The sequence below is a fragment of the Brevundimonas sp. genome (assembly GCF_032055285.1).
In the GTDB taxonomy this organism is placed as follows: Bacteria; Pseudomonadota; Alphaproteobacteria; order Caulobacterales; family Caulobacteraceae; genus Brevundimonas.
This window is the reverse complement of sequence record NZ_DAMBRE010000001.1, coordinates 230,204-242,715: the sequence shown is the minus strand read 5'-3', so window position 1 is coordinate 242,715 and position 12,512 is coordinate 230,204. Positions and strand designations below refer to the sequence as shown.

At 66.0% G+C, this 12,512-nt stretch carries 13 protein-coding genes and 1 tRNA gene; 7 read left to right on the top strand and 7 right to left on the bottom strand.

All coding sequences use genetic code 11. The features are described 5' to 3' along the window. Positions 1-113: 113 nt before the first annotated feature. From RTY13_RS01255 to RTY13_RS01245, 3 genes are all read right to left on the bottom strand, one after another. Positions 114-491: a MerC domain-containing protein gene (locus tag RTY13_RS01255; protein ID WP_312780569.1), complete on the bottom strand. Its 378-nt coding sequence runs from the start codon at positions 489-491 to the stop codon at positions 114-116. A gap of 56 nt (positions 492-547) precedes the next feature. After that, positions 548-2,812, bottom strand: coding sequence for a TonB-dependent receptor domain-containing protein (locus tag RTY13_RS01250; RefSeq protein ID WP_312780567.1), 2,265 nt, complete (start codon positions 2,810-2,812; stop codon positions 548-550). Between the two features lie 86 nt (positions 2,813-2,898). Beyond that, the gene (locus RTY13_RS01245) at positions 2,899-4,983 is read right to left on the bottom strand and encodes a TonB-dependent receptor domain-containing protein (RefSeq protein ID WP_312780565.1); all 2,085 of its coding nucleotides are present in this window, start codon (positions 4,981-4,983) and stop codon (positions 2,899-2,901) included. A gap of 78 nt (positions 4,984-5,061) precedes the next feature. Here RTY13_RS01245 and RTY13_RS01240 point away from each other — a divergent pair, with 78 nt between their 5' ends. Both RTY13_RS01240 and RTY13_RS01235 read left to right on the top strand, forming a co-directional pair. Further along, positions 5,062-5,343: a helix-turn-helix transcriptional regulator gene (locus tag RTY13_RS01240; RefSeq protein ID WP_312780564.1), complete on the top strand. Its 282-nt coding sequence runs from the start codon at positions 5,062-5,064 to the stop codon at positions 5,341-5,343. Further along, a complete protein-coding gene (locus RTY13_RS01235; protein WP_312780563.1) occupies positions 5,340-6,089 on the top strand; it encodes a hypothetical protein in 750 nt (249 codons plus the stop codon). The genes RTY13_RS01240 and RTY13_RS01235 overlap by 4 nt, the downstream gene beginning before the upstream one ends. Positions 6,090-6,148: 59 nt before the next feature. On the opposite strand, the gene RTY13_RS17670 is transcribed toward RTY13_RS01235, so the two are convergent. After that, entirely contained in the window at positions 6,149-6,466 is a 318-nt protein-coding gene (locus RTY13_RS17670; protein ID WP_409450276.1) for an excalibur calcium-binding domain-containing protein, read from the bottom strand. 120 nt (positions 6,467-6,586) lie between these two features. Here RTY13_RS17670 and RTY13_RS01230 point away from each other — a divergent pair, with 120 nt between their 5' ends. Further along, a complete protein-coding gene (locus RTY13_RS01230) occupies positions 6,587-7,153 on the top strand; it encodes an SOS response-associated peptidase family protein (protein ID WP_312780562.1) in 567 nt (188 codons plus the stop codon). Between the two features lie 239 nt (positions 7,154-7,392). On the opposite strand, the gene RTY13_RS01225 is transcribed toward RTY13_RS01230, so the two are convergent. Then, positions 7,393-7,533, bottom strand: a complete 141-nt coding sequence (locus RTY13_RS01225) for a hypothetical protein (RefSeq protein ID WP_312780561.1) — start codon at positions 7,531-7,533, stop codon at positions 7,393-7,395. 526 nt (positions 7,534-8,059) lie between these two features. Here RTY13_RS01225 and RTY13_RS01220 point away from each other — a divergent pair. Together RTY13_RS01220 and RTY13_RS01215 are read left to right on the top strand one after the other, a co-directional pair. Further along, on the top strand, positions 8,060-8,239 hold the full coding sequence (locus tag RTY13_RS01220; RefSeq protein WP_312780560.1) for a hypothetical protein: 180 nt from the start codon (positions 8,060-8,062) through the stop codon (positions 8,237-8,239). Continuing rightward, positions 8,236-9,312, top strand: coding sequence for a tyrosine-type recombinase/integrase (locus tag RTY13_RS01215; RefSeq protein WP_312780558.1), 1,077 nt, complete (start codon positions 8,236-8,238; stop codon positions 9,310-9,312). The genes RTY13_RS01220 and RTY13_RS01215 overlap by 4 nt, the downstream gene beginning before the upstream one ends. 28 nt (positions 9,313-9,340) lie before the next feature. Here RTY13_RS01215 and RTY13_RS01210 read toward each other — a convergent pair. Further along, positions 9,341-9,430, bottom strand: a tRNA-Ser gene (locus tag RTY13_RS01210). Between the two features lie 144 nt (positions 9,431-9,574). On the opposite strand from RTY13_RS01210, the gene msrA reads away from it, so the two are divergent. Both msrA and RTY13_RS01200 read left to right on the top strand, forming a co-directional pair. Further along, positions 9,575-10,225 carry a peptide-methionine (S)-S-oxide reductase MsrA gene (gene msrA, locus RTY13_RS01205; RefSeq protein WP_409450265.1) on the top strand — a complete coding sequence of 217 codons (651 nt, stop codon included), beginning with the start codon at positions 9,575-9,577 and terminating at the stop codon, positions 10,223-10,225. Then, a complete protein-coding gene (locus RTY13_RS01200) occupies positions 10,225-10,566 on the top strand; it encodes an MmcQ/YjbR family DNA-binding protein (RefSeq protein WP_312780557.1) in 342 nt (113 codons plus the stop codon). Before msrA ends, RTY13_RS01200 begins: the two co-directional genes overlap by 1 nt. A gap of 142 nt (positions 10,567-10,708) precedes the next feature. Here the strand turns inward: RTY13_RS01200 and RTY13_RS01195 are convergent, their stop codons facing one another. Then, complete coding sequence (locus RTY13_RS01195) at positions 10,709-12,502, bottom strand: DUF885 family protein (RefSeq protein WP_312780556.1); 1,794 nt, start codon at positions 12,500-12,502, stop codon at positions 10,709-10,711. Between the last annotated feature and the right edge of the window lie 10 nt (positions 12,503-12,512).

The following is a 12,512-nucleotide window of genomic DNA, read 5'->3' as shown; positions in this document are numbered from 1 at the left end:
GCTCCTCGTCTGCCAGTGCGACGCAGACCTCGGCGTCGTAGAGGCCGTCACTCAGTCCGCCGACAGTCCGCTATCGGGGTAGATGTTGATGGCTGCTTCTGGCGCATCACGGACTAATGTTCGTGCGAACGTTTGCGCCAGTTGAGGCTGTGGGCGGTCGCAAGCAGCAGGCCGCCGAGGATGGTTAGGGGTGTCTCCGAGTCTTGGCCGGGCAAGCCTGCGGCAGCAAGAAACAGCAGCAAGATCCCGATGCTTCCAAGTACGAGGAGGGTCCAGTTCCGACGACCTTCGCTCACGGGGCGCGACAGGCTCCAGGCGGCGATGGGCGCCGCTGTGGCGGCGAACACCCAGTGCACCCAGGGCGCATCGGTGAACAGACCCAGGAAGGGCAGGGCGGCGGCGAGCAGGGGCAGGGCCAGGCAGTGGATCATGCAGAGCGCCGACAAGCCGATGGCGGCGGCGTCGCCCCAGGTCTGGATACGAGCGGTCATGGCGTTCCTTTCGGGAAAGCGGCCGCGACGCGGGGAGGCGTCGCGGCCTGGAGGGATCAGAAGCTCAGTCGAAGACCGGCGCGAACCGCACGCCCGCCGAGGGGGGCCCGGTAAAGCAGGAAGGAGTTGTGCGGTCGGGCCTCCTCGTCAGTCAGGTTGGAGGCGTCGAGGAAGGCTTCCCATTGGCCGCCGGGCGCCGCGAAGGCGTAGGCGAGGTGGGCGTCCACGAGGGTGTAGGCCTGGGACGGGGCCTCGTTCTTCGCCGTCTTGTCTTGGGCCTCATGATGGACGGCGCCCAGAGAGGCGCGCCACGGACCCGCTGACCAGGCGAGGTCGGCCCCGTAGCGAGAAACGGGCATGCGAGGCAGATAGTCGCCGTCCAGGTTCCGACGGAAATACTCCCTGTCCCAGGCGGGCGTGGTCGGAAAGGATGCGAAGGGGCTGTATCCATCGGGCAGGGTGAAGCGCGGCGCGCTCTCGACCATGTCGCCACAGGCGCTCAGGATGAAGTCGCCCCAGCGGGTCCCGACAAAGCGCGCCGAGCCTTCGATCTCGAGCCCCTCGATCCGGGTGTCGCCCTGACGCCATTCGCGCACGGGCAGGGTGCGCGAGACGCCGGTGTTTCCAAGATAGATGTAGTTCTCGTAGTCGGTGCGATAGGCCCGGGCAGAGAGGGCGTAGCGGTCGTTGTCGAAACCGAGGCCGAGTTCGATGTTTTCGGCCTTTTCCAGGTCCAGCCGCGAGTCGCCCTGTTCTTCGGTCAGGATGCCGAAATGGTCGCCGCTGCCGTAGAGCTCGATCAGGGAGGGGGCGCGTTCGGCATCGTCGTAACGGGCTTCGGCGAAGAGACCGAACGGCAGATTATAGCGGGCCGAGACTGAAGCGTTGGTCGTCGAATAGCTGCGATCCCGGGCCAGAGAGCCGAGGCCGCGACCGTCGCGGATGGTGTCCTCATCCACGTTGTAAACAATGCGGTCGTGGCGCAGGCCGCCTTTCAGGGTCAGGCCGCGCCAGACGAACTGTTCGGCCCAGAAGAGGCCGTCCTCTGTTGTGGAAACGCTGGGCAGGTAGGCCTTGGCGCCTTCGGTCGACAGGTCGCGGCTGCTGGCTTGCAGCCCGAGTACGCCGGAGAAGCCTCGCCACGGCGTATGGGCGATGTCGATGCGGATGTCGTCGGCGTCTGTGACCAGGCGCGTATGGGCGGCGCCGTCGATGACTTCACGGTCGTCGCTCTTGCTGCTCATGAGGCGGATATCGACACGCTCGACGCCGAGGGCGCGGGGATAGAAGCCGGCGCGGACGTCGTATCGGGTCATCTCGACCTCAAGGTCGATCGGCGACGGCTGGGGGTGGGCTGAAGTGATGTAGGCGAAGCCCGGCACGCCGTAGTCGCTGGCGTAATACTGGACGCTGGCGCCGATATAGCCCTCCGCCGTGATGCGACTACCGCCCAAGGTGAAGGCCGTGGTGGTCTGGCCGCTCTGCGGCAGCCGGCCCTCGGCGCCGGGGTTGCGGTCGGTGATGATCTGGCGCTCCGGCGGGGTTCCGTCGACCCATCGGCCGCTGACTGGGTCGCGAACCCAGACGGGATTGGCCAGCTTCACCTGGCACAGGGTCTGGGCATAGACATTGGACACCAGGTCCGACCAACTGCGGCAGGCGTCGGCCTTGGAACCGCCGGGAATGCGCAGGTCGGGACGGTCGCGGTAAAGGGCGTCGGTGTGCCAGGCCCATGCCCCGCGCCCGCCGTCGAGGCGCGCCATGGCGGTGAAGTCGGTGTTATAGCCGCCGCTGATCTCCGCCCGACCCGACAGGGGCTCGCTCGGCAGGGTGAGCGGAATGCGGCCGTCGATCACATCGACCGCGCCGCCGATGGCCGATCCGCCGTACAGGACGGCGGCCGGGCCTTTCAGGATCTCGATCCGGTCGGCGAGAAAGGGCTCGATCGGGGAGGCATGGTCGCCCGACAGGGCGGAGGCGTCACGCGAAGCCATGCCGTTGACCAGCAGGGCCACGCGGGGGCCGGACTGGCCGCGGATCTCCGGGCGTCCAGCGGAAGGACCGAAGCTGTTGTTCTGCAAGCCGGGAATGCGGGCGAGAGTTTCGCCGAGACTGGCCGCGCGGGCGCGCTCCAGCGCCTGTCCGTCGAGAACAACGGGGCTGGCGGTGGAGAGGGCTTCCACCGTGTCCGGCATGCGGGCGCCGGTGACGATGACAGGCGCAATAACGGTGGGGCGGTCCTGTTCGGCGTCTGCTGCGAAGGCGGGGGGAGCGGCCGCGACGGCGAGTGCGGACAGGGAGGTAAGGGCGCGAAGACGCAAGGGGGAGATCTTTACGATGGAGGAAATAGGGGCCTTTCAGGGCGAGGAGGCTGTCCCCGCCCTGTTCCGGCGTCAGTGGGTCGGAATCAGAACCGGGCGCGGAAGCCGAGGACGACATTGCGTCCGCGCAAGGGGGCCAGATTGCTGATGAAGGAGGCGTGGTTCAGCGCCTTTTCGTCCAGCAGGTTGGTTCCGCGCAGGAAGACCTGGCCGTCGATGTCGCCCAGACCGACGCTGTCCAGGCCCACGTCGTAGGCAAGGGTGGCGTTGACCATCTCATAGCCGGGGGTCGTGGTTTCGAAGGCGGCGATACGGTCCTGCTCGAAGACGTGGACGTATTCGAGATTGCCGGACCAGACGCCCTGATAGAAGTCACCGCGGGCGCCGAGACGGCCCGCCGGAATGCGCGGCAGGTCGCCGCCGTCGCCCTTGAGATCGGCGCGGACATAGTCGCCGAAGACCGTGGCCGACAGGCCGGGTCGGAAGTCGTGCGTGACCTGGCCTTCGATCCCGGTGAAGCGAGCGTCGGCCTGAGTGTAGCGGATCAGACGGAAGTCCTCGAACTGGTCGAGGGTGTCGGCGAATACGTAGCCGTCAAAGTCGTAGTGATAGAGGCTGGCGGCGAAGGTGGTGGCGCCTTCGGTCTTCTTCAGCGCCAGTTCAACCGAATTGGCCGTCTCGACGTCGAGGCTGGCTGTACCGATCTCATAGGTGTTGGTCGCCAGGTGGACGCCGCGCGCATAGAGCTCCTGGGCGGTCGGGGCGCGCTGTGACCGCGCGACCGACAGGGTGGCGACATAGCCGGGCGTGAAGGTCCAGCTGGCGGCGGCCGAGGCCGAGAAGGGCGAGTGGCTCGTGTCCGCCCGTCCCAGGGCGCGGGCGTCCTGCCATTCCTGACGCAGGGCGCCTTCGAAGCGCCAGTCGCCGGTCGCATACTCTTCCATCAGGAAGACGGCGTGGTTCTCGGTCCGGCTCTCGGGAATGAAGGATTCCGCGCCGACGGCGGCGAAGTCGCTGCGCGCGGTCTGGGCGCCGATGACGCCGCGCACCCCGCCGATGGCGGCGTGCTGCACCTCGACGCGGGCGTCATAGCCCTCATTGGTGAAGGTGGTGGCGATCTCGCCGTCGTCGATCTCATCGTGGCGATAGTCGGTGAAGCCGCCGCGGAAGCGGATGCGTTCGACCCCGGCGAACGGGTCCTCGATCTCGCCCCGCACGTCCACACGCTTGCTGATCAGGTCGACGATGGGGACATGGTCATGATCGTGGTCGTGATCATGATCGTGGTCATGGTCATGGTCATGGTCATGGTCGTCGTCGCCGTGGTCGTGACCGCCGCAGTGCAGACTGGAGCCGTGTGGGTGGCAGGACTCGTATTCGTGGCTGTGGCCGGGCAGGCCGTATTCGCTGCGCTGCTCCGTATAGGCGGCGCCCAGATAGCCGCGCGAACCGATCCACGACAGGCCGAGCGTCGCTGTCGAGCTGCGGTTGAAGGATCCGTCAAGCGTTGCCTCGTCGAAGTCGGGAACCTCATAGTCGTCGGTGCGGCGTCCGGCCGCCTCGACGCGGATGGCGAACGATCCCGCACCGGCGGTCAGGCCGACCACGCCGGCTTCTTCATTGTCCGCCGTGCCGAGGCGGAACTCGGCGACGCCCTCGCCGCCGTTCTCGGCGATGCGCGTCGGTATCTTCTTGTCGATCAGGTTGACCGCGCCGCCGATGGCGCCCCCCCCGTAGAGCAGGGCGGAGGGGCCGCGCAGGATCTCGACGCCTTCCAGCAGTAGGGGCTCGCCTGAGACCGCGTGGTCCGGCGAGACTTCGGAGGCGTCCATCAGGGCCGAGCCGTCGGTCAGCACTTTTACGCGCGGCGCCGTCTGACCGCGGATCACCGGACGGCTGGCGCCGCCGCCGAAGGTGTCGGAGTTGACGCCCGGCAGGCCGTTCAGGGTTTCGCCCAGGGTGGACTGCCGGCGCTGGACCAGTTCGTCGCCGCGCAGCACCGCCACGCTGGACACCACCTCCTTGCTCGACCGGCCCAGGGCGTCGGCCGTGACGATCACATCATCGACGCGGGTCGTGGCCGGGCCTGACTGGGGCAGGACGTCCGCCCAAGCGGCGCTGGAAAGGGTGGAAACACTCGCGGCTGCGAGCAGGATCGATCTTGAGTGCATGACGCTCCCCGTTCATGAAGAGAGTCGCTATTATGTTATACCGTAACATTCATCAAGCGAGCTTGAGCGGAGATTGAAATGAGGGGCGAGGGGGCCGCTGCAGCGGCCGAGCGGGTGCAGTTTGAGGTCTGGCGGATGATCGGACGGGTTTTCGAGGCGTGTCGAACCAATGGCCTCAGCCAGTCTGATGTAGCGAGAAGGCTGGGCGTGCCGCGCGGGCAGGTCTGCCTTTGGCTGAGGGATAAGGAGCGCATGACCCTGAAGGCGGCGGCGCGTCTGGCGGACGCCATGGGCTATGATCTCGAGGTGCGACTGATCCGTCGAGCATCCCTGCGCCCTGCCCAGGCGGAGGCGCAATGAGCCTGTTCGATTACGTCGAGGCCTTGCAGGGAGGCCTGCCCTGGGGGCGGTTTCTGGACGCCGGAACAGGCGTCAATTCGAGCCTCTGGAGCACGGGCCTGACCACGGACGCCTGGACCGGGGTGACCGCCGCAGCCGGCCATGCTGACCAGGTGCGGGCCTCGATCGGCGCGCGTTTTCGCTCGCAGGACAGGCTGCTGCTTGGCAACTGGACCGACGAGACCCTGTTGGCGGGCGAGGTTCACGACACGGTTCTGGCCGACTATCTGATCGGCGCCGTGGAAGGGTTCGCACCCTATTTCCAGCAGTTGTTGCTGCGTCGACTGAGGCCGCTCACGGGACGGCGGCTCTATGTCGTCGGACTTGACCCCTATGTCGTCGGCCCCGCCGAGACAGACGAGGCCAGGATGGTGCGCGAGATCGGCAGGCTTCGCGACGCGGTTCTGATGCTGGCGAACGAAACGCCCTATCGCGAGTATCCGGCAGAGTGGACTTTGAACGCCGTCGCAAGCGCCGGCTTCAGGGTGCTGTCGGCGCGACGTTTTCCCAATCGCTACAAGACGAAATGGGTCAATGGTCAACTGGACATGGCGCTGCGACGGCTGCCGCGGATCGGGGATCGCGGGCTGGTCGAGAGCCTGGCCTTGACCATTGAAAGGGCTCGCCAAGAAGGGCTTGCGCTTTGTGCTGAGCGCGATGGGCTGAGATGCGGCGCCGATTACGTGGTGGGGTGCGAGCCGATCTAATGTCGTCTTCACGCTCTGGGTCCTATGACCGCTTCTGGCGCAACGCGGACCAAACACGGCTAGTATCGGCCACGCGGCGGTTCACATGCGAGCCCGTCGCCGTCGCCGTCCATCCACGACCGATATGACGGATCCCAACTGGGGATGTCTTTTCGGCCTGCGGCCCGCACCGCCGTGCAGCCACTATAGTGTTGATCGGTTGTGCGCGTCTTGACGTAAGCGACGACTGCCGCGCGAGGCGATGACGGCGTGATCGCGAACCACGTCACGGCAAAGGCAGAGATTGCGGTTAGAGCGACAACGGCCGCAAAGGGTACCCGGGAGCCCGGGGTAGGCCGACCATGTCGGCGTCGACGACGGTGTGTGACGAGGCGCATATGCATACGGTGCCCGCCGAAGGTTGAGTAGCAGTTACAACATCAACCGCTGTTCTTAGAGGTGTCCGCCCCGCTGGCCTCCGACTCCACAAAGACTGGGCACCGTGAGAGCCTGCGCCGATGTGCAACAACTACCGCCTGCAGGTTCCGGCCAACCAACTGATCGCGTCGTTCCGTGACGCAGGCCAGGCGCTCGCCTTTCTTGGTGGCCTGCCGAACCTCGCTCAGACCGACTATCGCATCGGCGACAGCGCCCCGATCATCACCCTTGGCGCTGATGGCCCGCAGCTGACCATGACGTCCTGGGCCTGGAAGGGTCCGACGGGAAAGCCTGTCTTCAACTTTCGCTCGGACGGCCGCTCCTTCGCCCACTCGGTCCGCTGTCTGATCCCGGCCGACGGCTTCTATGAGTTCACCGAGCCCAAGGTGCAAGGCGAGAAGACCAAATGGCTCTTCACCATGCCGGGCCAGCCGTGGTTCTGGATCGCGGGCATCGTAAAGGATGGCGCCTTCACGATGCTGACGGTGCCGCCCGGGCCGGACGTCGCACCTTTTCACGACCGACAGATTGTCGTTCTGCCCGCCGGTGCGGGTGTTCGTTGGTTGAAGTTGAGCGCTGCCGAGGACTTGATCCTTCAGCCCAGTCCGGCCGGGGTGCTGGCCGTAAAACGGGTGTGGCCAGACTGAAGGTTCGCGAAATCACGAAGGGCTGCTCGCTCGGCGAGTGATGAAGGCGGTCGTGGGCGCTTGCAGGCGGGTTTCAGCCCGTCTGAACCCCCAAACTTCGTGATATTGCGAACCAGGAGGGAGTTTCGCGGGTAAGGGGTCGTGCTTTCGCGAACCTAAAAGGCGTTTCGACCCAGAACTTCGTGATATCGCGAACTTCGCGCAAAGTCTCCGGCGAGGCGGCCGAGAAGTAGGGCGCGTCAGCGGTCTTGGTTCGTGGGTTCCTGCGGATAGTCGGGCTTTTCCGGGCGCTTCTCGAGCAGCTTCAGAATCAAGGAGCCGCCAAAGAAGGCGACGGCTGCGCCCGCCATCACCGCGACAAAGGGAGGGAAGAGATCCATGCGGTCAGCCTATCATGGAATGGTGGTTTGCCAGCCTTGATATACGGGCGTTCGTCGCCGCGTCTAACCGTGAAGACCGCCGAGCTCAGACGGGCATCTCCAGGCGTGTGGGCCTTTGTGGAGACTTCTGGAGACACGTGGAGAATCCTGGAGACTGAGGCGTTGGCTTCGCGCAACGGCGTATGGCGCTCTGTGGTGTCGCGTCGGCTTCGTTAGACAGGTCTCGCTAATCCAATCGCCCGACTGCTAGCCCGTGTTTTTCGTCGCTGGTCTGATCTGTGATGGCTAATCGGTGTGTCTAATCGGACACGTGGATTAGAGAACAATTCTGAGCGCCATTCTCCATCATTCTTCCGGAGTTAGGAGGCAGGATATGTATTGTGGGCCCACAATACGGTCTTACTCGCTGGCTCGACGCGGCTGTCAAGAAACAGCCTCTTGTCGGTCGCTGCCGCGACTGGCTAACGCCTTACTCAGATCTGAGCTTTTTGAGTGGAGGCGCGTGTTGGCGAAACGCCCTGGAATAGTGAAAAAGACTGAACTTCGGCGGGTGATGGACATCCTGCGGGAGAAGGGCGTAGCCCTTGGCTCGCTGGACCTGTTGCCGGGCGGCGAGGTGCGCCTCAATCTGGCGACAGCGGCGTCGTCGCGCATGAACCCGGATCTGGCAGCAGAGGTGCAGTCGTGGGACGAGGCCTTAGGGTGATTGGCTTCCCGTTCGTGAGCTCGTTCACGGACCGGCATGGCAAGCAGCGGTTCCGCTACCGGCGCTCAGGGCGCAAGGCGGTCTATCTGCACGGCGTGCCCGGTTCGCCCGAGTTTGCAGCGGCCTATGAGGCAGCGGCCAGCGGACAGACCACGAAGGTGCAGATCGGGGCCTCGCGCACCTTGCCCGGGACCATAAACGCCCTGGCGGTGGCCATCTACGGATCGGCCGAGTGGACCCAGCTGTCGAAATCGACCCAAGCGACCTATCGCGGCATCATCGAGCGGCTTCGGACCGAACATGGCGACCGCGCCGTTCGCGCGCTCCAGACCGAGCACATTCTGAAAATGCGCGACCGCAAGGCCAAGGCGCCGGCGGCGGCGAACAACCTGGTCAAGGTGCTGCGCTGGATGCTGGCGTTCGCGATCGCGCGGCAATGGCGGCCGGACAATCCGGCCATCGGCATCAAGCCGCTCAAGATCGCTTCCGAGGGCTTCCCGGTTTGGACCGAGGCGGACATCGCAAGGTTCGAGGCGCATTGGCCTGTGGGCTCGCGAGAGCGGCTGGCGTTCGATCTGCTGCTCTACACCGCGCAACGCTCTGGCGACGTTCGTCAGATGGGGCGTCAGCACGTCCAGGGGCGGGCCATCCTGGTGCGGCAGGAGAAGACCAAGGCGTTTCTGGAGTTGCCGATCCATCCGAGGCTCAAGGCGTCGCTCGACACCGTTCCGGCGGGGCAGATGCTGTTCTTGGTCACGCAGTCGCACATGGGCTTTACGGCGGGCGGGTTCGGCAACTGGTTCCGCGGCGCCTGCCGGGCGGCGAGCATCCCGGATCGTTCGGCGCATGGCCTGAGAAAGTCGGCGGCGACCCGCCTGGCCGACGCCGGCTGCACCGAGGCTCAGATCAAGGCCGTGACCGGCCACCAGACCTCCAAGGAGGTCGAGCGCTACACCAAGGCGCGGGATCAGCGGCTGTTGGCGCAGGACGCCTTCGCCATGATCGGCGGGACGCAACGCGAACAAACTTTGGCTAACCCGGCAGGGAAGTTAGCCAAATCGAGCGGTAACTGACTGAAAATAAAGGAAATTACGATGGTGGTGGCGGACAGAGAGGGATTCGAACCCTCGGTAGGCTTTCACCTACACACGCTTTCCAAGCGTGCGCGATCGACCACTCCGCCACCTGTCCGTTTCCACGACGTCGCCGTGTAGCCGCTGGACGGTCGTTCCAGCGGAGCGAGGCTGATAGAACAGCCTGACCCCCTCGGCAAGCGCTGTCTGAGGCCCCATATGGGGAGAAGTGGATTTTGCCCCCGATTCAGCGAGAATTCTGATGTTGCTCCAGAAAGCGTCCGAACTGCCTACCCTCGAGACGGCTCTGCCGGGGCGCGAGACGCCGCTGGCGACCGATGCGACTCATTTCGTCCTGGGTCACGCCCTGAAGGGGCCGCACCCGGAAGGGTTCGAGACGGCGGTGTTCGGCATGGGCTGTTTCTGGGGCGTGGAGCGGGTGTTCTGGTCGCTGCCCGGCGTCTGGGTGACGTCGGCGGGCTATGCGGGCGGGATCACGCCCAATCCGACCTATGAAGAGGTCTGTTCGGGCCGAACGGGCCACACCGAGGTGGTGCAGGTGGTGTTCGATCCGCAGGTCGTTTCCTACGCCGATCTGCTGAAGGCCTTCTGGGAGAATCATGACCCGACCCAGGGGATGCGTCAGGGCAATGACCAGGGCACACAGTACCGCTCTGCTGTCTATACGCTGAACGACGCGCAGCAGGCGGAGGCCGAAACCTCGCGCGACGCCTATCAGACGGCGCTGAGCGCAGCGGGCAAGGGGACGATCACGACCGAGATCAGACCGGCGGGGCCGTATTACTTCGCCGAGGAGTATCACCAGGGCTATCTGGCCAAGAATCCGGCCGGATATTGCGGCATCGGCGGGACCGGGGTGGTTTGCCCGATCGGCATCGGGATCGACGCCTGATGGACCGGGCGGGGGTAGGCAAGGTTTGTCTGGCGCTGCCGGGGACGACGCTGGACCATCCGTTTGGCGACGACCATGACGCCTACAAGGTCGGCGGCAAGATGTTCGTCATGGTGGGGGCGAGCGGCGGGGTGTCATTCAAGGTCTCGGACATCGCCTATGAGGTGCTGACCGAGAGCGGCCATGCGCGGCCTGCCCCCTATATGGCGCGCGCCAAGTGGGTGAACCTGCCGCAGATCAATGACTGGGCGGACGAAGAGCTGGCGGACCATATCCGGTCCGCCCACGCCATCATCGTCGGCAAGCTGACGAAGAAGGCGCGGACGGAACTGGGACTTTAGAGGTGGAGATGCGCTCCTCCCTGGCGCGGAGCGATGGGGAGGTGGCGCGGCGCGCAGCGCCGTGACGGAGGGGCTGCTTTGACGTGCGAAGCCCCTCCACCGCTACGCGGTCCCCCTCCCCACGAGTGGGAAGGAAAACGCTTCACTTCGCCTTCTGCTCGGCGATCCAGCGGTCCATGCGGGCGTCGAGGAGGTCGAGCGGCAGGGGGCCGTCGACCAGCAGGGCGTCGTGGAAGGTACGGACGTTGAAGCGGTCGCCCAGTTCACGCTCGGCCTTCTGGCGGATCTGACGCAGACGGATTTCGCCGATCTTGTAGGCCGTGGCCTGACCCGGCCAGCCGATATAGCGCTGCAACTCGGTTTCGATATTGTGCGGGGCGAGGGCCGAGTTGTCGCGGAAGCAGGCGCGGGCCTGTTCGGTGCTCCAGCCTAGCCAATGCAGGCCGGTGTCGGCCACCAGACGACAGGCGCGCCACATCTCGTAGCTGAGGCGGCCGAAGCGCTCATAGGGGTTGCGATAGATGCCCATCTCCTCGCCCAGGAACTCGGAATAGAGGCCCCAACCCTCGATGAAGGCCGTCACGTCGGCCCCGCGACGGTAGTAGGGCTGATCCGCCGCCTCCTGTTGCAGGGCGATCTGCAGGTGGTGGCCGGGGACGGCCTCGTGGACCGTCAGGGCCGGCAGTTCATAGAGGGGGCGCTGGTCCAGCTTGGACGTGTTGACGATATAGCCGCCAGCCACGCCGTTCTGCATCGAGCCGGCGTTGTAGCGGCCGGTGGTGTAGGTCTCTTCGATCTCGCGCGGGACGGGGCGCACACCATAGGGCAGGCGCGGCAGGGTGCCGAACAGGGCAGGCAGGCCGTCGTCGGCGCGCTTGGCGATCTCGGAGGCCTTTTCCAGCAGTTGCTCGCGGCTGGTGGCGTAGAACTGCGGATCGGTGCGCAGGAAGTGGAGGAAGCCGGCGAAGTCGCCGGTCCAGCCGGCCGCGCGCATCTCGTCCTGCATCCGGGCGCGGATGCGGGCGACCTCTGCCTGGCCGATCTGATGCACCTGATCCGGGGTCAGGTCGGTGGTCGTGTCGCTGCGCACCAGGAAGGCGTAGAGGTCCTGGCCGCCGGGGCGGTGGACCATGCCCGGCTCGCTCGGCGCCTTGGGCAGGTAGTCGTCGCGCAGCATGGCCAGCCAGGCCTGACGGCGGGCGGTGATGGGGCCGTCGATCAGGGCCTGGGCGCGGGCGCGCAGGGCGGCCTGATCCGCCGCCGGGATGTTGGCGGGCAGGGCGGCGAAGGGCTTCATCAGGACGTCGCCGCCCGGGTTGGCCGCCACGTCGCGCTGGGCCTGACCCAAGGCGCTCTCGACCACGGACCGGGCTTGCAGAAGGCCGGTGGACAGGCCGCGTCGGGCGTTGGCGATCCCGGCGTCATAATAGGCGGGGGCGGCTTCCAGCCGGGCGATCCAGGCCTCGGCGTCGGCGCGGCCGGCGATGCGGGTCGAGCCGGCGAGGTAGGACAGGGTCTGGCCGGGGCCGCCCTCGGAATCGAAGGCCAGACGCGACGGGTCCAGAGCGATCCGCTGCAACTCACGATCGATCAAATAGCGGCTGAAGGCGTGGTTCAGGCGACCGTCGGCGTCCAGGTTCGCCGGAGCGATGGCGTCCAGCCGCGTCAGGAGGGCCTGGAGCGGGGCCTGGCGAGCCAGATCACCAGCGCGGCTGGGATCGGGCAGGCGCGACAGGGCCTCGCGGTCGCCTTCCAGTCCCGAGCTGATGGGATCGACGCGGCGCAGATAGGCCTCGTAGTCGGCCAGGACCGTCGTCAGTTCAGTTGAGGCCGGCGCGCTCGCCGTCGCAGGATGGGCGGGCGCGTTTTGGGCCAGAGCCGGCGTCGTCGCCAAAAATGCAGCCAGGGCCGTCCCGATCAGAAATCGCTTGTCCATATTGTCCTCC